The sequence below is a fragment of the Citrobacter sp. CK198 genome, from assembly GCF_030333295.1.
Classification (GTDB): Bacteria; Pseudomonadota; Gammaproteobacteria; order Enterobacterales; family Enterobacteriaceae; genus Citrobacter_B; species Citrobacter_B koseri.
This window is the reverse complement of sequence record NZ_JAOWGE010000035.1, coordinates 651,737-671,104: the sequence shown is the minus strand read 5'-3', so window position 1 is coordinate 671,104 and position 19,368 is coordinate 651,737. Positions and strand designations below refer to the sequence as shown.

Sequence of the window (19,368 nt, the reverse complement as noted above, 5' to 3'; positions counted from 1 at the left end):
GCAGAGGCTGTGTAGGCCGGATAAGGCGTTAGCCACCATCCGGCGACGTGCACGGATTGCGCCTGATGGCGCTACGCTTATCAGGTCTACACCTTCACCCTATCACGCGGCTTCTCGGCAATCGGCTTGCCTGACCAGTAACCGGCCAGCAGTGAGCCGGAGAGGTTATGCCAGACCGAGAACAGCGCGCCGGGGAGCGCGGCCAGCGGAGAGAAGTAAATTTTACCGAGCGCCGCCGCAAGGCCGGAGTTCTGCATTCCAACTTCAATCGCCAGCGTGCGGCAGGTGGACTCATCAAAGCCAAACAGGCGACCGCCCCAGTAACCGCCGAGCAGACCAATGGTGTTGTGCAGGATCACCGCCACAATCACCACAAAACCAACGGATGCGATATGCGAGGCGGAACCGGCCACCACTGCGCTGATGATCGCCAGAATGCACACCATTGAGAACGCAGGCAGATAAGGCTCCACGGTTTTTACCACGCGAGGAAACAGGTGGTGAATGACCAGCCCAAGCGCGATTGGAACCACGACGATCTGTAAAATGCTGAGCAGCATCCCCATCACATCCACCTGAATATGCGCATCCACATACAGGCGCGTCAGTAGCGGTGTCGCGACCACGCCAACCAGCGTGGAAACCGATGAGATAGTAACCGAAAGCGCCACATCCCCTTTCGCCAGATAGATCATGACGTTAGATGCCGTTCCGCTGGCGACGCTGCCCACCAGTACCATCCCGGCAGAGAGATCCGGCGGCATGTTAAACAGTATCGCCAGTAGCCAGGCGGCGAGCGGCATCACCAGATAATGCAGGAAAATACCGGCAGCGACAGGCGCCGGGCGGGAAAGCACGCGTTTAAAGTCGTCGAGCTTAAGGTGTACGCCCATGCCGAACATAATCAGCATCAGCAGCGTGGTCACCCACGAGCCAATGGGGGTGAAGGTCGATGGCGTGTAATACGCAATAACAGAGAGCAGCAGCGCCCATAACGGGAACAGCCGGGTGATAACGGATAACATAATAAATTCCTTGCAGTATTGTCGTGTTGTTTAGTTATAAAAAAGCCGGGTTCGAGCCCGGCTATAGGTATTATTTATCGCGTGAGGAAATTTTATTCAAACAAATTATGATGAAGCTTCTGCACGACCTGCTCCGCTTCGGCGCCAGGCACCAGGAAACAGAGGTTATGGCTGGATGCGCCATAGCAAATCATGCGAATATTGAACGGCTCCAGTACGCCAAACACCTCTTTACCGACGCCGCAGGCTTTAGACAGATCGTTGCCAATCAGCGCGACCAGCGCGAGATTTTCTTCCACTTCTACCCGGCATAGCGCGGAAAGCTCCATCAGCAAAGACTGCGTCAGCAGCGTGTCGCCCGTTGAAGTGGAACCGGTGGTATCCAGCGTCAGCGCCACGCTCACTTCCGAGGTGGTGATTAAATCTACGGAGATATTGTGCCGCGCCAGAATGCCGAACACTTCCGCCAGGAAACCACGCGAATGCAGCATATTCAGGCTGTGCAGCGTTAACAGCGTCTGTTTGCGACGCAGCGCCAGCGCGCGGAAGAGCGGTGGGTTTTGGGTTTTATTGCATACCAGCGTCCCGCCCGCTTTTGGATCCTTACTGGAGCCGACGAAAACCGGGATATCGCTGCGTACGGCGGGCAGCAGCGTTGCAGGGTGCAGCACCTTCGCGCCAAAGGTCGCCATTTCCGCCGCTTCTTCAAAGGCGATTTCATCAATACGCTGCGCGGCAGGCACCACGCGCGGGTCGGTGGTGTAGATGCCCGGCACATCCGTCCAGATATCGACGCGCGCCGCGTGCAGCGCTTCTGCAAGCAGCGCCGCCGTGTAGTCGCTGCCGCCGCGTCCCAGCGTCGTTGTGCGGCCTTTGCTTTCGCTGCCGATAAATCCCTGGGTGATGACCAGACCCTCTGCCAGGCGTGGGGCAAGCTGTAGCGTGGCCAGCTCCGACAGCGCTGCGATATCCGGTTCCGCGCGGCCAAAACGATCGCTGGTGCGCATCACCTTACGCACGTCAAACCACTGCGCCTGAATATTGCGCTCGCGCAGGATCTCCACAAACAGCAGGGTGGACATCAGCTCGCCGTGGCTCACCAGCTCGTCGGTCAGGGCCATTGACGTCGCCAGTGAAGCCGCTTCGGCAAGCGTGGTAATGTTTTCCAGCAGACGCTCGATCTCTTCGCGGATAACGTTCGGGTAACGCAGACGCTCCAGAATATCGAACTGAATTTTACGGATGGCGTCGAGTTTTTCGAAGCGCTCTGACGGTTCCAGCCCTTCTGCCAGCGCTACCAGCAGATTGGTGACGCCCGCAGAGGCGGAAAGCACCACTAAGCGTGCGTTAGCATCGGAAAGCACCACGTCGGCGCTACGGTTCATGGCGTCAAAATCGGCGACGCTGGTTCCGCCAAATTTGGCGACGACGAGCGGGGAAACAGCAGTTGTCATATCAACCTCGTGTCAGGGAATGAAAAAAGCGACCATGGCACAAGGGCAGAACAGAAACCGGTGCAGGCGCAAATACCGTATTTATAAATAAAATGTGTGGCTGGGACTGTCAACGCCGGGATTATGCGGATTTTTTATGCTGTCTTAGCCCTCAGTAACAGTGCTTATAACGACTATACTTTTTGCTGCTTTTTATCCGCGTTTGATTCGCGTTCGGGCTAACGGCACTAAAACAATCACACTTTTTTGTGACTGGCGTTACAATCGATCTCAGTCACAATTCTCAAATCAGAAGAGTATTGCTAATGAAAAACATCAATCCGACGCAGACTTCTGCCTGGCAGGCACTACAAAAACACTACGACGACATGAAGGACGTTACTATCGCGGATCTTTTCGCGAAAGATAGCGACCGTTTTACCCGATTTTCCGCGACGTTTGACGATTTGATGCTGGTGGATTTCTCTAAAAACCGCATCACCGAAGAGACGCTGGCGAAATTGCAGGATCTGGCGAAAGAGACCGATCTGGCCGGTGCGATTAAGTCCATGTTCTCTGGCGAAAAAATCAACCGTACCGAAGACCGTGCCGTGCTGCACGTTGCGCTGCGTAACCGTAGCAATACCCCGATTATCGTTGACGGCAAAGATGTGATGCCGGAAGTGAATGCGGTGCTGGAGAAGATGAAAGCCTTCTCTGAAGCGATTATTTCAGGTCAATGGAAAGGTTACACCGGTAAAGCGATCACTGACGTGGTCAACATCGGTATCGGTGGTTCCGACCTGGGGCCGTTCATGGTGACTGAAGCGCTGCGCCCGTACAAAAACCATCTGAATATGCACTTTGTGTCTAACGTCGATGGCACCCACATCGCCGAAGTGCTGAAGAAAGTAAACCCGGAAACCACCCTGTTCCTGGTGGCGTCTAAAACCTTCACAACGCAGGAAACCATGACCAACGCCCACAGCGCGCGCGACTGGTTCCTGAGCACCGCAAATGATGAAAAACACGTCGCGAAACACTTTGCGGCGCTTTCCACTAATGCAAAAGCGGTGGGTGAGTTTGGTATCGACACCGCCAACATGTTCGAGTTCTGGGACTGGGTCGGCGGTCGTTACTCTCTGTGGTCGGCGATTGGCCTGTCTATCATCCTGTCTGTCGGCTTTGACAACTTCGTTGAACTGCTGTCCGGCGCGCATGCGATGGATAAACACTTCTCCACAACACCGGCTGAGAAAAACCTGCCGGTGCTGCTGGCGCTGATCGGTATCTGGTACAACAACTTCTTTGGCGCAGAAACCGAAGCGATTCTGCCGTACGACCAGTATATGCACCGTTTTGCGGCCTACTTCCAGCAGGGCAATATGGAGTCCAACGGCAAGTATGTTGACCGTAACGGCAATGCCGTAGACTACCAGACTGGCCCAATCATCTGGGGTGAGCCGGGCACCAACGGCCAGCACGCGTTCTACCAGCTGATTCACCAGGGGACGAAGATGGTGCCTTGCGACTTTATCGCCCCGGCGATAACCCATAACCCGTTGTCCGATCACCATCAGAAACTGCTGTCTAACTTCTTCGCTCAGACCGAAGCGCTGGCGTTCGGCAAATCCCGTGAGGTGGTTGAGCAGGAATATCGCGATCAGGGGAAAGATCCGTCTCAGCTTGAGCATGTGGTGCCGTTCAAAGTGTTCGAAGGCAACCGCCCGACGAACTCCATCCTACTGCGTGAAATTACGCCGTTTAGCCTGGGGGCGTTGATTGCGCTGTATGAGCACAAAATCTTCACTCAGGGCGCGATCCTGAACATCTTCACCTTCGATCAGTGGGGCGTTGAGCTGGGTAAACAGCTGGCTAACCGTATCCTGCCGGAACTGGGTGATGATAAAGCGATTTCCAGCCATGACAGTTCAACTAACGGTCTGATTAACCGTTATAAAGCATGGCGTGCCTGATGGCGTAACGCCCGGTGGCGCTACGCTTACCGGGCCTACAAATGGTGCGTCCTGTAGGCCGGATAAGGCGTTCCGCCGCCATCCGGCAGAAAAGTGATATATCTGTAATTAGAGCCGATATTATTATCGGCTTTTTTTATAAGATAATTCCGGTTGTCTGTGCTATTCCGCAAAAATTTATATTGAGCTTAATCCTAAAATAATGAATAACCCATAAGTTACTCGGTGTTATTTTCAGAGTATACGGATAATAAATATTGCATTGTTTTATTTTAATATGATGTTTTTAAAAGGTATTTAATTAGCATATAAATGCCATTCCAGCCAAAAGTTTAATTATCCTAAAACCGCCTCGCTATTTAGACCTGTCGCAATCCACATGCTTTAGTTGTGTATACTCGATCCCGCCTGAATCGTTTTTCGGGTAAATCTCCATTCATTCAATGAAGGGATATTGTGATGAAAAAAGCTCTGTATGGCATTTTTGCCATATCTGCGCTTGCGGCGACTTCTGTCTGGGCCGCCCCCGTTCAGGTGGGTGAAGCAGCAGGGTCGGCGGCGACGTCGGTATCAGCGGGAAGTTCCTCCGCGACCAGCGTCAGCACCGTAAGCTCGGCGGTGGGCGTCGCTCTGGCGGCGACCGGCGGTGGCGATGGTTCTAATACCGGAACCACTACCACCACAACCACCAGTACCCAGTAACACCGGTACGTTTAATCATAACCACACTTCGGTGTGGTTATTTTAGCTTGCCTGAGCCTGTGGGACTTCCTGGCCGGGGCCACCCGGCAATAATGCGGAGAAGAGTCGTGAAGCGACCTGGAATTATCATCATTTGCCTGCTGTTACAGGCTTGCTCAGCCACCACTAAAGGTCTGGGTAATTCGCTGTGGGACAGTCTGTTCGGTACGCCGGGCGTACAACTGACGGACGATGACATTCAAAACATGCCTTATGCCAGCCAGTACATGCAACTCAATGGCGGGCCGCAGCTGTTTGTGGTGCTCGCTTTCGCAGAGAACGGGCAGCAGAAATGGGTGACGCAGGATCAGGCCACCATCGTGACTCAGCATGGTCGCCTGATTAAAACCCTGCTCGGCGGCGACAATCTGATCGGTGTGAACAATCTGGCGGCTGACCCATTGGCCAGACCGGCACAAATCGTAGATGGCGCAACGTGGACGCGCACGATGGGCTGGACGGAACATAAACAGGTGCGTTACGCCACCACCCGCTCGGTCTTCAAATGGGATGGCACTGACAGCATTAAGGTCGGTAGCGATGTAACCGCCGTTCGCGTACTGGATGAAGAGGTTACAACCGACCAGGCGCGCTGGCATAACCGCTACTGGATCGACAGCGAAGGGCAAATCCGCCAGTCGGAACAGTATCTGGGGGCGGACTACTTCCCGGTGAAAACCACGCTCATTAAGGCGGCAAAACAATGATGAAACAGACCATTGCAGCGCTGGCCCTGAGTTTGTGCGCTTCCTCATCTTTTGCCGCAGGCACCGTGAAGGTGTTTGCCGCAGACAGCACAGAACCGAAGACGCTCACCGGCGCGGAACATCTGATCGATCTGGTCGGGCAGCCGAAACTGGCGAACAGCTGGTGGCCTGGCGCGGTTATCAGCGAAGAGCGGGCTACCGCCACGGCGCAGCGCCAGCAGCAGGAATTATTGAGCCGCCTGGCTGCGTTTGGCGCAGAGAAAAGCGGCGATGACGCCGCCGCAATCAATACGCTGCGCCAGCAGGTGCAGACATTGAAAGTGACCGGCAGACAGCTCGTTAACCTTGACCCGGATACCGTACGCGTCAGCGAACGGGGCAATCCGCTGTTGCAGGGCCATTACACGCTGTGGGTCGGCGGGCAGCCGACAGATATCACGCTGTTTGGATTGGTTAGTCAGCCGGGTAAACGCCCCTTCAGCCCGGGGCTGGACGTGGCCAGCTACCTTGATGAGCAAAGCCTGCTCAGCGGGGCGGATCGCAGCTATGCGTGGGTTGTCTATCCCGACGGACGCACGCAGAAAGCGCCGGTCGCTTACTGGAACAAGCGTCACGTTGAGCCGATGCCTGGCAGCATCATTTTTGTCGGTCTTACGGATTCTCTATGGAGCAACACGCCGGATGCGCTTAACGCCGACATTCTTCGTACTCTGACGCAGCGGATACCCGAATAATGAAAAAAACACATCTGCTCAGCTTACTGGCGCTGGGCATCAGCGCAGCCTGCCATGCCGAAACATATCCGGCCCCCATTGGGCCGTCACAATCTGACTTCGGCGGCGTGGGACTGCTGCAAACGCCAACGGCGCGAATGGCGCGGGAAGGGGAGATGAGCCTGAACTATCGTGATAACGATCAGTATCGTTACTACTCCGCGTCGATACAGTTGTTCCCGTGGCTGGAAACCACGCTGCGCTATACCGACGTGCGTACCAGACAATACAGCAGCGTGGAGTCGTTTTCCGGCAACCAGACCTACAAAGACAAAGCCTTCGACCTGAAACTGCGGTTATGGGAAGAGAGCTACTGGATGCCGCAGGTGGCGGTCGGCGCAAGGGATATCGGCGGGACGGGGCTGTTCGATGCGGAATACATTGTGGCGAACAAAGCCTGGGGGCCGTTTGATTTCTCGCTCGGTCTTGGCTGGGGTTATCTGGGCACCAGCGGCAACGTGAGCAATCCGTTTTGCTCATACAGCGATAAATTCTGTCACCGCGATAACAGTTATAAACAGGCCGGTTCCGTCAACGGCAGCGATATGTTCCACGGGCCAGCGTCGCTGTTTGGCGGGGTGGAGTATCAAACGCCCTGGCAGCCGCTGCGCCTGAAACTGGAGTATGAAGGCAACAATTATCAGCAGGATTTCGCGGGTAAGCTGGAGCAGAAGAGCAAGTTTAACGTCGGCGCCATTTACCGCGTCACCGATTGGGCCGACGTTAACCTCAGCTATGAACGCGGCAACACCTTTATGTTTGGCGTGACGCTGCGGACAAACTTCAACGATTTGCGCCCATCGTATAACGATAACGCGCGACCGAAATATCAGCCTGAGCCGCAGGACGCCATCCTGCAACACTCGGTCGTCGCTAACCAGTTGACGCTGCTGAAATACAACGCCGGACTGGCGGACCCTAAAATTCAGGTGAAAGGCGATACGCTGTACGTCACCGGCGAGCAGGTGAAATACCGTGACTCGCGGGAAGGGATCGAACGCGCGAATCGGATCGTCATGAACGATCTGCCAGAAGGGATTCGCACGATCCGCGTGACGGAAAACCGTCTCAATATGCCGCAGGTCACTACGGAAACCGATGTCGCCAGCCTGAAACGCCATCTGGAAGGCGAGCCATTAGGACACGAGACCCCACTGGCGCAAAAACGTGTGGAGCCGATCGTGCCGGAAACAACTGAGCAGGGTTGGTATATCGATAAATCGCGCTTTGATTTCCATATCGATCCGGTGTTGAACCAGTCTGTCGGCGGCCCGGAAAATTTCTATATGTACCAGCTTGGCGTGATGGGGACGGCGGATCTGTGGGTAACGGATCATCTGCTTACCACCGGCAGTCTGTTTGCCAATATCGCCAACAACTACGACAAATTTAACTACACCAATCCACCGAACGATTCGCATCTTCCGCGTGTGCGTACCCATGTGCGCGAATATGTGCAGAACGATATCTATGTGAATAACCTGCAAGCCAACTACTTCCAGTACCTCGGCAACGGTTTCTACGGCCAGGTTTACGGCGGTTATCTGGAGACCATGTACGGCGGCGCAGGGGCGGAAGTGCTGTATCGCCCGGTCGACAGCAACTGGGCGTTTGGTCTTGACGCTAACTACGTGAAACAGCGTGACTGGCGTAGCGCGCAGGATATGATGAAATTCACCGATTACAGCGTGAAAACCGGTCACTTGACCGCCTACTGGACGCCGTCGTTTGCTCAGGATGTGCTGGTGAAAGCGAGCGTCGGTCAATATCTGGCTGGCGACAAGGGCGGTACGCTGGAAATCGCGAAACGCTTTGACAGCGGCGTGGTGGTTGGCGGCTATGCCACGATCACCGATGTGTCGCCGGACGAGTACGGGGAAGGGGATTTCACCAAAGGCGTGTACGTGTCGGTGCCGTTGGATCTCTTCTCGTCCAGCCCAACCCGCAGCCGCGCAGCGATTGGCTGGACGCCGCTGACGCGTGACGGCGGTCAGCAGCTTGGCCGGAAGTTTGGTCTGTACGATATGACCAGCGACCGCAACGTGAATTTCCGCTGATCGAGCCGTTTGCCAGCCGGATGGCGCTACGCTTATCCGGCCTACAAACCGCATTCATTGTAGGCCGGATAAGGCGTTTACGCCGCCATCCGGCAATTTACAGGCGACGCAATAATTTTGCCGGGTTTCCGGCATATACGCCTTTCTCGGTGATCGATTTAGTGACCACGCTTCCCGCGCCGATCACTGTGCCGTCGCAAATGCTGACGGCCAGGATGGTCGCGCCGCTGCCGATGGAAACATTGCTGCCGATCTCAATTCGCCCCCAGTTCTGCCTGTTCGGGTCAGGTTTTCCTTCACGAAACATGTCGTTAGCGAACATTACGCCGTGGCCGATAAAGCAATCGCGTCCAATCGTGACATATTCGCAAACAAACGTATGGGACTGAATTTTTGTGTTTGCGCCAATCTGTGTATTGCCCTGTATTTCGACAAAAGGTCCGATGAAAACATTGTCGCCAAGCTGGCAGTCGTACAGGTTTGCGGGCTCATAAATCACCACATTTTCACCGCAGGTGACGTTGCGGACGGTAGCGTGTTTTAACTGCATTTTCCCTTCTCTTTGAAACATGCCATGACAGAGATAATTCTCCGCTGACCTTTGCTGCACAAAACATAAACAAAAAATATAGATCTCCGTCACATTTTTGCGTTATACAGGAACCTTGCTACTGAGAAAGAGGGTGCTGCTATGACGTCACTATCTCGTCCACGCGTGGAGTTTATCTCCACGATCCTACAGACCGTGCTGAATCTTGGGCTGTTAAGTCTGGGCCTGATCCTGGTCGTTTTCCTCGGTAAAGAGACCTTACATCTGGCGGATGTGCTGTTCGCGCCGGAGCAAACCAGCAAATACGAACTGGTGGAAGGGCTGGTGGTCTACTTTCTCTACTTTGAGTTTATTGCGTTGATTGTGAAGTATTTCCAGTCAGGTTTTCATTTCCCGCTACGCTACTTTGTCTATATCGGGATCACCGCGATTGTGCGGCTGATCATCGTCGATCATAAATCGCCGATGGATGTGCTGATCTACTCTGCGGCGATCCTGTTATTGGTGATCACCCTGTGGTTATGTAATTCGAAACGGCTAAAACGGGAATAAAAAAAGGCGCTCCGAGGAGCGCCGAAGAACAGTCACAAGTTGGGATAATATAAGTTGAGGGTTGCAGTGGCATTGCCCGTTTCCGGGCAGGTACATCAATGAAACTTAGCCTTTCACACCGCCTGCCGTCAGGCCGTTGACCAGCCAACGCTGGGCCAGCAGGAACACCAGCGTGATCGGGATGGCGGACAACACGGCTGCGGCGGCAAAATCGCCCCACAGATAGTTTTGCGGGTTGAGGTACTGCTGCATACCTACCGCCAGGGTATAGCTGTTTACATCACGCAGTAACAGCGAGGCGACAGGAACTTCAGTGATGGCGGCAATGAACGACAGAATAAAGACCACCGCCAGAATCGGCACCGAGAGCGGCAGCAGCACCAGGCGGAAAGCCTGCCACGGCGTCGCGCCATCCAGCGCCGCCGCTTCTTCCAGCGAACCGTCGATGGTTTCGAAATAGCCTTTAATCGTCCAGACGTGCAGCGCAATCCCGCCCAGGTAAGCGAAAATCACCCCGCCGTGGGTATTCAGACCGATAAACGGAATGTACTGGCCGAGACGGTCGAACAACGCGTACAACGCCACCAGTGACAGCACCGCCGGGAACATCTGGAAAATCAGCATCCCTTTGAGCAACGTCGCTTTGCCGGGAAAGCGCATACGGGCAAACGCGTAAGCGCAGGTCGTAGAGAGCGCCACGATGCCAATGGCGGTGATCGCCGCGACTTTGATCGAGTTCCACAGCCATAACAGAACCGGGAAGGGGGGCGGCGTGACACGGCCATCAGCGTGTTCCACGCTGAAGCCCAATGCCAGCCGCCAGTGCTCCCAGGAGATGCGTTCCGGGATCAGGCTCCCGGTTGCGAAGTTGCCTTCACGCAGCGAAATGGCGACGACCATCAGCAGCGGGAACATGATTGCCGCGATAAAAATCAGCAGCCCTAAGTGCGTGATGAAGAGACGCAGCTTTTGAGATTTGGGTTGAACCATTGCCATTGTTGTTATCTCCCTTAATCAAACTTCATACGCGTGGCTTTCAGGTTCACGATGGCCAGCGCGCCAACCAGCAGGAAGATCAGCGTGGCGATCGCGGCCGCCAGACCGAAGTCCTGGCCCCCGCCGCCTTCAAAGGCGATGCGGTAGGTGTAGCTCACGAGCAGGTCGGTATAACCGGCTGGCGTAGTGGTGCCGAGGCGGTCCGGGCCGCCGTTAGTCAGAAGCTGAATCAGTACGAAGTTGTTAAAGTTAAAGGCAAAGCTGGCGATCATCAGCGGCGTCAGCGGCTTAATCAGCAGCGGGAATGTAATCTTAAAGAAGTTCTGGAACGGCCCCGCGCCGTCCATTGCCGAGGCTTCGTACAGATCGTCTGGAATCGCTTTCAGCAGGCCCATGCAGAGGATCATCATGTACGGATAGCCCAGCCAGGTGTTGACGATAATGACCATCGTGCGGGCGGTGTTCGGGTCGCTGAACCAGGCCGGTTTGAGGCCAAACAGCGCGCTCAGCATCATGTTGATCTCACCAAAGCTCTGGTTGAATAAACCTTTGAAGATCAGAATCGAGATGAACGACGGCACCGCATACGGCAGAATCAGCAGCACGCGGTAAATCGCTTTACCTTTCAGCGCTTCCCACTGTACGAGGCAGGCCAGTACCATCCCAACCGCCACGGTCAGCAGCACTGTGAGAATTGAGAACACCACGGTCCAGACGAAGATCGCGAAGAACGGTTTCTGGATGCCCTCGTCAGTAAAGACGCGGGAGAAATTGTCCCAGCCGATGGTCACGGTGTAGCCTGGGCTCAGTTTTTCGTCGCCCCAGTTGCCGTCCGCGTTGATGGCCTGATAGTAGCCAATATCGTTGTTTGGCCGATACGCCACGCCGCTCTGGTTATTTGTCAGCGTGCCGTCGCTGGCGAGGGTATAGAGCGGCTGGGTGCCGGAAAACTGGCGCAGCGAGCTCATGATGACCTTGCTTTCATCGGGTAAAACGGCGGTAAGCTGGTTCAGCGCCTGACGATTTTGGGTGATGATGCGCAGGTTGGCGCGTTCACCGGTCGGCAGTGCGTCAGTCTCTTTCAGTTGCAGTTTTTGTTCGCCGCCGAATTTAAAGGCGTCGGAGAGATAATTCTTGCCGGTTTCGCCGTCGGTGAGGGCCAGTTGCCACTCGTCACCCGCCGGATACAGGCCAAAGTTATAGGTTTTGCCCGCCTGATAAGAACGATCCATCAGCACCTGCTGGGCGCGTTCAAAGGTGAGCTGGTTGGTGCTGCTGTAGTTGGTAAAGGCGATGGCGATAGTGCAGATCAGCGGGAACAGGACAAACAGCCCCATACCGGCCATGCCCGGATAAACATAGCGCCAGGCATAGGTTTTACGATTCGCGAAAATATACAGGCCAGCAGAGCTTAAAATCAGCGTCATGATGGCAAACAGGTACTCCCCTTGTGCGTACATTAAAACTACAAGGTAACCCACCAGCAGGCCCAGCAGACCAATCGCTGACCACTTCAGCGCGTCGCTTTGCCACCAATGTTTCTTTTTAATGACATCCATGGGGATCTTCCTCTACAACTTTGAAATCCTGTAGGTCAGCGTGCCTGATGGCGCTGCGCTTATCCGGCCTACCTGTTCTGTAGGCCGGAGAAGGCATTGATGCCGCCATCCGGCACACGACCTGAACATTACTTGGTGATACGGCCCTGCGCGTCTTTCAGCGCGGCGTCGACAGTCTGACGACCGCTGGCAGCGTTGATAACTGCCGTACGAACCGCATACCAGAAGGCTGACATCTGCGGAATGTTCGGCATGATTTCGCCTTTCTGGGCGTTATCCATCGTGGCGGCGATACGCGGATCTTTCGCTAACTGATCCTGGAAAGATTTCAGCGCAACCGCGCCCAGCGGTTTGTCCTTGTTCACGTCGTCCAGACCCTGATCGGTCAGCAGGTAGTTTTCGAGGAACTCTTTCGCCAGCTCTTTGTTCGGGCTGGCGGCGTTAATGCCCGCGCTCAGCACGCCAACGAACGGTTTAGACGGTTTGCCTTTGAATGTCGGCAGCAGTGTCACGCCGTAATTGATTTTGCTCTTGTCGATGTTTGACCACGCCCACGGACCGTTGATGGTCATCGCCGTTTCGCCTTTGTTAAAGGCGGCTTCCGCGATGGAATAATCGGTATCGGCGTTCATGTGTTTGTTTTTGATCATATCGACCAGGAAGCCCAGACCGGCTTTCGCCCCTGTGCTGTCTACGCCGACATCTTTCACGTCATACTTACCATTCTCAAACTTGAACGCGTAACCGCCATCGGCGGCAATCAGCGGCCAGGTGAAGTACGGTTCTTGCAGGTTGAACATCAGCGCGCTCTTACCTTTCGCCTTCAGCTCTTTATCCAGCGCCGGGATCTCTTCCCAGGTTTTCGGCGGGTTCGGAACGAGGTCTTTGTTGTAAATCAGGGACAGCGCTTCAACGGCGATCGGGTAGGCGATCAGCTTGCCGTTGTAACGCACCGCATCCCAGGTGAACGGATAGAGCTTGTCCTGGAACGCCTGGTCCGGGGTGATCTCAGCCAGCAGGCCAGACTGTGCGTAGCCGCCAAAACGGTCATGCGCCCAGAAGATGATGTCCGGGCCGTCACCGGTGGCCGCAACCTGAGGGAATTTCTCTTCCAGCTTGTCCGGGTGCTCAACGGTGACTTTAATGCCGGTGTCTTGTTCGAATTTTTTGCCCACTTCAGCGAGGCCGTTGTAGCCTTTGTCGCCGTTAATCCAGATAACCAGCTTACCTTCTTCAATCTTGGCGAGAGCCGAGGCGGAAAACATCATCGTCGTCAGTGCGGACAATGCGAGGATGCGTGCGCCAGTTTTGATTTTCATATCTCCCATCCTTTTTGGTGATGTGCTCGTGGATACACAGAGGTGGCTTAACGGTATCTAGTTTCTTTATACGACAACCTCTTTCCATCCTCCTTACCCCTACGCCCCACCCCTTCTTTATGTGATCTGTGTTGCATAAATGTGAGTAATGCGTGTTGGCGCACATAAAAACACCGCGATTTTTGCAGGTGACATCACGAAATTCCTCGGCGGGGCGCGGCACGGGTCTCAGACGCTGCTCCCTCATCCTCCCGCCTCCTCCCCCATAAAAAAGCCGGGGGGTGGAGGATTTACGCAATCAAGGGATCACGCATAGTCAGGCCATCATGAATGTTGCTGTCGATGACAGGTTGTAACGAAGGGAGAAGGGCATGGCGAGCGTACAGCTACGAAATGTAACGAAAGCCTGGGGTGACGTGGTGGTATCGAAAGATATCAATCTCGACATTCACGAAGGGGAATTCGTGGTGTTTGTCGGACCGTCAGGCTGCGGGAAATCGACCTTGCTGCGTATGATCGCCGGACTTGAAACCATCACCAGCGGAGATCTGTTCATTGGGGAAGCCCGTATGAACGACATCCCGCCCGCCGAACGCGGCGTGGGGATGGTTTTCCAGTCCTATGCGCTCTACCCCCACCTGTCCGTGGCAGAAAACATGTCTTTTGGTTTGAAGCTGGCGGGGGCCAAAAAAGAGGTGATGAATCAGCGTGTGAATCAGGTGGCGGAAGTGCTGCAACTGGCGCACCTGCTGGAGCGCAAGCCGAAAGCGCTCTCCGGCGGCCAGCGCCAGCGCGTGGCGATAGGCCGCACGCTGGTGGCGGAACCGCGCGTGTTCCTGCTTGATGAGCCGCTGTCTAACCTTGATGCCGCTCTGCGCGTGCAGATGCGTATCGAAATCTCCCGCCTGCATAAGCGTCTGGGCCGCACGATGATTTACGTCACCCACGATCAGGTCGAAGCGATGACGCTGGCCGACAAAATCGTGGTGCTGGATGCCGGCCGCGTGGCGCAGGTCGGTAAGCCGCTGGAGCTGTACCACTATCCGGCGGATCGCTTCGTCGCAGGCTTTATCGGTTCCCCGAAAATGAACTTCCTGCCGGTGAAAGTCACCGCGACCGCTATCGAGCAGGTGCAGGTTGAGCTGCCGAACCGCCAGAACGTCTGGCTGCCGGTAGAAAGCAACGGCGTTCAGGTCGGGGCAAATATGTCGTTAGGTATTCGTCCAGAGCATCTGCTGCCCAGCGACATCGCCGATGTCACCCTGGAAGGCGAGGTTCAGGTCGTCGAACAACTTGGTCACGAAACACAAATTCATATCCAGATCCCCGCCATTCGTCAAAACCTGGTTTACCGCCAGAACGACGTGGTGTTGGTAGAAGAGGGTGCCACATTCGCTATCGGTCTGCCGCCAGAGCGTTGCCATCTGTTCCGTGAAGATGGTTCCGCATGCCGTCGGCTGCATAAGGAGCCGGGCGTTTAAGGTCCCCATTAAAAAACAAAACGCAAAACCATTCGAGGATGCATCAAGGCGGCAAGTGAAAAAACACCGCCAACAAAGAGGCAGTCCGAAGGGGGACGCGTTTAAAGAAAAGCAATGATCTCAGGAGATAGAATAATGATTACTCTGCGCAAACTTCCTCTGGCGGTTGCCGTCGCAGCAGGCGTTATGTCTGCTCAGGCAATGGCAGTGGATTTCCATGGTTATGCTCGTTCCGGTATCGGCTGGACGGGTAGTGGCGGCGAACAACAATGTTTCCAGGCAACTGGCGCTCAAAGTAAATACCGTCTTGGTAACGAATGTGAAACCTATGCGGAATTGAAACTGGGTCAGGAAGTGTGGAAAGAAGGCGACAAGAGCTTCTATTTCGACACTAACGTGGCCTACTCCGTAGCGCAACAGAATGACTGGGAAGCAACCGATCCGGCGTTCCGTGAAGCCAACGTGCAGGGTAAAAACCTGATTGACTGGCTGCCAGGCTCCACCATCTGGGCGGGTAAGCGCTTCTATCAGCGTCATGACGTTCACATGATCGACTTCTACTACTGGGATATTTCTGGTCCTGGTGCGGGTATCGAAAACATCGACCTGGGCTTCGGTAAACTGTCTCTGGCAGCGACCCGCTCTCAGGAAGCCGGTGGTTCCTACACCTTCAGCAGCCAGGATATTTACAACTCTTCTAAAGACACCGCCAACGACGTCTTCGACGTGCGTTTAGCCGGTCTGGAAACGAACCCGGACGGCGTGCTGGAACTGGGTGTCGACTATGGTCGCGCAAACACCACTGACGATTATCGTCTGGCTGACGGCGCATCTAAAGACGGCTGGATGTTCACTGCTGAACATACCCAGAGCATGCTGAAGGGCTACAACAAGTTTGTGGTTCAGTACGCCACTGACGCGATGACCACGCAGGGTAAAGGTATTCCTCAGGGTTCTTACGGCTCGACCTTTGATATCGGCGAAGGCGACGATCAGCTCCATTATGTCGATCGTTACGTCAATAACAACGGTAAGCTGTGGCGTATTCTGGACCACGGGGCGATCTCTCTGGGCGACCGTTGGGACCTGATGTACGTCGGTATGTTCCAGAAACAGGACCTGGATAACGATCTGGGTACTGACTGGTGGACCGTGGGCGTTCGTCCGATGTTCAAATGGACGCCGATCATGAGCACCCTGCTGGAAGTCGGTTACGACAACGTCAAATCTCAACAGACTGGCGATCGCAACAACCAGTACAAAATCACCCTGGCGCAACAATGGCAGGCTGGCGACAGCATCTGGTCCCGCCCGGCCATCCGTCTCTTCGCAACCTACGCGAAGTGGGATGAGAAATGGGGCTATATCAAAGATGGCGATAACACATTGCGTTATGCCGCATCGAATAACTCCGGCTTCAACACAACCAGCCGTGGCGACAACGATGAGTGGTCCTTCGGCGCCCAGATGGAAATCTGGTGGTAATACGTGACATAACGAGGGGGGCGCAAGTCCCCCGGTAACGAGATGCAGGCCGGATAAGGCGTAGCCGCTATCCGGCATTATCTGCACCGTTTCTCGCGGTTTAGCGCGCTATTGCCTGGCCACCGCTGAACCCGTGCTATCTGAGGTGATAACAATGAAAATGAAGAAGAGTCTCGTCGCCCTTTGTTTATCGGCGGGGTTGCTGGCAAGCGCACCAGGCATCAGCCTGGCGGATGTAAACTATGTTCCGCAAAACACCAGCGCAGCGCCTGCGATTCCGACCGCCGCACTACAACAACTCACCTGGACGCCTGTCGACCAGTCCAGTACGCAGTCCACACAGCTTTCTACCGGTGGTCAGCAGCTTGACGTCGCCGGTATTACAGGCCCGGTTGCCGCGTATAGCGTACCGGCGAACATCGGTGAGCTCACGCTGACATTGAGCAGCGAAGTTAACAAACAAACCAGCGTATTTGCACCGAACGTGCTGATTCTCGACCAGAACCTGACGCCTTCAGCGTATTTCCCCAGCAGCTACTTTACCTACCAGGCCCCCGGCGTGATGAGCGCGGATCGTCTGGAAGGGGTGATGCGCCTGACGCCTGCGCTGGGCCAGCAGAAGCTGTACGTTCTGGTGTTTACCACCAATAACGATCTCCAGCAGACCACCACGCTGCTTGACCCGGCAAAAGCGTATGCGAAAGGCGTGGGTAATGCCGTCCCGGATATTCCCGATCCGATCGCGCGCCACACGACTGATGGCCTGCTGAAACTGAAAGTGAAAACCAACAGCAGCTCCAGCGTACTGGTTGGCCCGCTGTTTGGTTCTTCCGGTCCGGGACCTGTCACCGTCGGCAACACTGCGGCACCGGCGACCGCCTATACCGCACCAGCCGTTGCCGCGCCAGCGCCTGCCCCGGCGAAGAAAAGCGAGCCAATGCTGAACGACACGGAAAGCTACTTCAACAATGCGATTAAGGACGCGGTAGCGAAAGGTGACGTTGATAAAGCTCTGAAACTGCTTGATGAAGCCGAACGCCTGGGATCGACATCTGCCCGTTCCACGTTTATCAGCAGTGTAAAAGGCAAGGGGTAAGCGTCTCCCCACATTGCTGATTTTGCAACAACTGGTGCGTCTCCTGGCGCACCTTTTTTTTAGCATTCCATGCGAGTTGTTACACTTCTGTTGCGCAACCGATCACTTAATTATGTTTACGCCTCCCGTAATCTCTTTTCTGCGATACAATGCCTTTACGTTATGAAACGGAGAGTACGGCATGTCACACCCTGCGTTAACGCAACTGCGTGCGCTGCGCTATTTTAAAGAGATTCCTGCGCTGGATTCCCGGTTGCTCGACTGGTTACTTCTGGAAGATTCCATGACCAAACGTTTTGAGCAAGAAGGGAAACGGGTAAGCGTGACATTGCTTCGGGAAGCGTTTGTTGGTCCACATGAAGTGGCTGAAGAGGTGGCGCTGCTACCGGTCGAATCCCGCTACTGGTTACGTGAAATTTTGTTATGTGCAGACGGCGAACCCTGGCTTGCCGGGCGTACCGTCGTGCCTGAATCAACGTTGTGCGGCCCTGAGCTGGCCTTACAAAATCTGGGAAAAACGCCGTTAGGGCGCTACCTGTTTACATCATCAACGTTGACCCGAGATTTTATTGAGATTGGTCGTGATGCCGCACTGTGGGGGCGTCGTTCCCGCCTGCGTCTGAGCGGTAAGCCGCTGATGCTTACCGAGCTGTTTTTGCCCGCATCACCGTTGTATTAAGAGGAAAACAAAATGGAGTGGAGTCTGACGCAGAATAAGCTGTTGGCGTTTCACCGCCTGATGCGTACGGATAAGCCAATCGGCGCCTTACTGCTGCTCTGGCCGACATTATGGGCGCTGTGGGTAGCAACGCCGGGAGTACCGCAACTGTGGATTCTGGCGGTGTTTGTCGCCGGGGTCTGGTTAATGCGCGCCGCCGGTTGCGTGGTCAACGATTATGCCGATCGTAAGTTTGATGGACATGTGAAACGCACGGCCAACCGACCGTTGCCCAGCGGGGCGGTCACGGAGAAAGAGGCGCGTACGCTGTTTGTCGTACTGGTAGCGCTCTCCTTCCTGCTGGTGTTAACGCTGAATACGATGACCATTCTGCTGTCGATTGCGGCGCTGGCGCTGGCGTGGGTCTATCCCTTCATGAAGCGTTACACCCATTTGCCGCAGGTTGTGCTGGGCGCGGCGTTTGGCTGGTCTATTCCTATGGCGTTTGCGGCGGTGAGTGAGTCCGTGCCGCTGAGCTGCTGGCTGATGTTCCTGGCCAATATCCTCTGGGCGGTAGCCTACGACACGCAGTACGCGATGGTTGACCGGGACGACGATCTGAAAATCGGCATTAAATCGACGGCCATTCTGTTCGGGCGACATGACAAACTTATTATCGGGATTTTGCAGATTGCGGTGCTGGCGCTAATGGCGCTGATTGGCTGGCTGAACGGGCTGGGCTGGGGGTATTACTGGTCGGTGCTGGTGGCTGGCGCGCTGTTTGTGTATCAGCAGAAACTGATTGTCGGGCGCGAACGTGAAGCCTGTTTTAAAGCGTTTATGAACAATAACTACGTCGGCCTGGTGCTGTTTTTAGGGCTGGCGATGAGTTACGTTGGCTGAAAAAAAGCCCGGTAGCGCTTACCGGGCCTACATAACATATTGCGCAGAACGTAGGCC

The 19,368-nt window shown here is 55.0% G+C and carries 17 protein-coding genes and 1 pseudogene; 12 read left to right on the top strand and 6 right to left on the bottom strand.

Annotated features, from left to right (window positions below):
- Nucleotides 1-86: 86 nt before the first annotated feature.
- Both panS and lysC read right to left on the bottom strand, forming a co-directional pair.
- A complete protein-coding gene (gene panS / locus OGY62_RS20940) occupies nucleotides 87-1,025 on the bottom strand; it encodes a ketopantoate/pantoate/pantothenate transporter PanS (protein ID WP_047459702.1) in 939 nt (312 codons plus the stop codon).
- Between the two features lie 92 nt (nucleotides 1,026-1,117).
- Nucleotides 1,118-2,479, bottom strand: a complete 1,362-nt coding sequence (lysC, locus tag OGY62_RS20935) for a lysine-sensitive aspartokinase 3 (protein WP_286460491.1) — start codon at nucleotides 2,477-2,479, stop codon at nucleotides 1,118-1,120.
- 305 nt (nucleotides 2,480-2,784) lie between these two features.
- Between lysC and pgi the strand changes: the two genes are divergently transcribed.
- The 6 genes and pseudogenes from pgi to OGY62_RS23440 all read left to right on the top strand — a co-directional run.
- Nucleotides 2,785-4,434, top strand: a complete 1,650-nt coding sequence (gene pgi / locus OGY62_RS20930) for a glucose-6-phosphate isomerase (protein WP_012134663.1) — start codon at nucleotides 2,785-2,787, stop codon at nucleotides 4,432-4,434.
- Between the two features lie 459 nt (nucleotides 4,435-4,893).
- Complete coding sequence (gene yjbE / locus OGY62_RS20925) at nucleotides 4,894-5,136, top strand: exopolysaccharide production protein YjbE (RefSeq protein ID WP_012134661.1); 243 nt, start codon at nucleotides 4,894-4,896, stop codon at nucleotides 5,134-5,136.
- 107 nt (nucleotides 5,137-5,243) lie between these two features.
- Nucleotides 5,244-5,882, top strand: coding sequence for a YjbF family lipoprotein (locus tag OGY62_RS20920; RefSeq protein WP_286460490.1), 639 nt, complete (start codon nucleotides 5,244-5,246; stop codon nucleotides 5,880-5,882).
- Nucleotides 5,879-6,616 carry a capsule biosynthesis GfcC family protein gene (locus OGY62_RS20915; protein WP_286460489.1) on the top strand — a complete coding sequence of 246 codons (738 nt, stop codon included), beginning with the start codon at nucleotides 5,879-5,881 and terminating at the stop codon, nucleotides 6,614-6,616. The genes OGY62_RS20920 and OGY62_RS20915 overlap by 4 nt, the downstream gene beginning before the upstream one ends.
- Entirely contained in the window at nucleotides 6,616-8,712 is a 2,097-nt protein-coding gene (locus OGY62_RS20910; RefSeq protein ID WP_012134657.1) for a YjbH domain-containing protein, read from the top strand. The genes OGY62_RS20915 and OGY62_RS20910 overlap by 1 nt, the downstream gene beginning before the upstream one ends.
- A 16-nt stretch (nucleotides 8,713-8,728) precedes the next feature.
- A pseudogene (locus OGY62_RS23440) lies at nucleotides 8,729-8,827 on the top strand (hypothetical protein); the annotation flags it as partial.
- On the opposite strand, the gene OGY62_RS20905 reads toward OGY62_RS23440, so the two are convergent.
- On the bottom strand, nucleotides 8,810-9,262 hold the full coding sequence (locus tag OGY62_RS20905; protein ID WP_024130839.1) for an acyltransferase: 453 nt from the start codon (nucleotides 9,260-9,262) through the stop codon (nucleotides 8,810-8,812). The pseudogene OGY62_RS23440 and the gene OGY62_RS20905 sit on opposite strands and share 18 nt — an antisense overlap.
- 141 nt (nucleotides 9,263-9,403) lie before the next feature.
- Between OGY62_RS20905 and psiE the strand changes: the two genes are divergently transcribed.
- Complete coding sequence (gene psiE, locus OGY62_RS20900; RefSeq protein WP_012907714.1) at nucleotides 9,404-9,814, top strand: phosphate-starvation-inducible protein PsiE; 411 nt, start codon at nucleotides 9,404-9,406, stop codon at nucleotides 9,812-9,814.
- Between the two features lie 105 nt (nucleotides 9,815-9,919).
- Here psiE and malG read toward each other — a convergent pair whose 3' ends face one another.
- The 3 genes from malG to malE form a co-directional block, all read right to left on the bottom strand.
- Nucleotides 9,920-10,810, bottom strand: a complete 891-nt coding sequence (malG, locus tag OGY62_RS20895) for a maltose ABC transporter permease MalG (protein ID WP_012134654.1) — start codon at nucleotides 10,808-10,810, stop codon at nucleotides 9,920-9,922.
- Nucleotides 10,811-10,824: 14 nt separating this feature from the next.
- Nucleotides 10,825-12,369, bottom strand: coding sequence for a maltose ABC transporter permease MalF (gene malF / locus OGY62_RS20890; RefSeq protein WP_286460488.1), 1,545 nt, complete (start codon nucleotides 12,367-12,369; stop codon nucleotides 10,825-10,827).
- Nucleotides 12,370-12,497: 128 nt separating this feature from the next.
- On the bottom strand, nucleotides 12,498-13,688 hold the full coding sequence (gene malE, locus OGY62_RS20885) for a maltose/maltodextrin ABC transporter substrate-binding protein MalE (protein ID WP_286460487.1): 1,191 nt from the start codon (nucleotides 13,686-13,688) through the stop codon (nucleotides 12,498-12,500).
- Between the two features lie 371 nt (nucleotides 13,689-14,059).
- Between malE and malK the strand changes: the two genes are divergently transcribed.
- From malK to ubiA, 5 genes are all read left to right on the top strand, one after another.
- Nucleotides 14,060-15,169 carry a maltose/maltodextrin ABC transporter ATP-binding protein MalK gene (gene malK / locus OGY62_RS20880; RefSeq protein ID WP_012134650.1) on the top strand — a complete coding sequence of 370 codons (1,110 nt, stop codon included), beginning with the start codon at nucleotides 14,060-14,062 and terminating at the stop codon, nucleotides 15,167-15,169.
- A gap of 132 nt (nucleotides 15,170-15,301) precedes the next feature.
- Nucleotides 15,302-16,654, top strand: coding sequence for a maltoporin (locus OGY62_RS20875; protein ID WP_024130837.1), 1,353 nt, complete (start codon nucleotides 15,302-15,304; stop codon nucleotides 16,652-16,654).
- Nucleotides 16,655-16,808: 154 nt separating this feature from the next.
- On the top strand, nucleotides 16,809-17,750 hold the full coding sequence (gene malM / locus OGY62_RS20870; RefSeq protein ID WP_286460486.1) for a maltose operon protein MalM: 942 nt from the start codon (nucleotides 16,809-16,811) through the stop codon (nucleotides 17,748-17,750).
- Between the two features lie 181 nt (nucleotides 17,751-17,931).
- A complete protein-coding gene (ubiC, locus tag OGY62_RS20865; RefSeq protein ID WP_012134646.1) occupies nucleotides 17,932-18,429 on the top strand; it encodes a chorismate lyase in 498 nt (165 codons plus the stop codon).
- A gap of 12 nt (nucleotides 18,430-18,441) precedes the next feature.
- Nucleotides 18,442-19,311, top strand: coding sequence for a 4-hydroxybenzoate octaprenyltransferase (gene ubiA, locus OGY62_RS20860; RefSeq protein ID WP_012134645.1), 870 nt, complete (start codon nucleotides 18,442-18,444; stop codon nucleotides 19,309-19,311).
- Nucleotides 19,312-19,368: the final 57 nt, after the last annotated feature.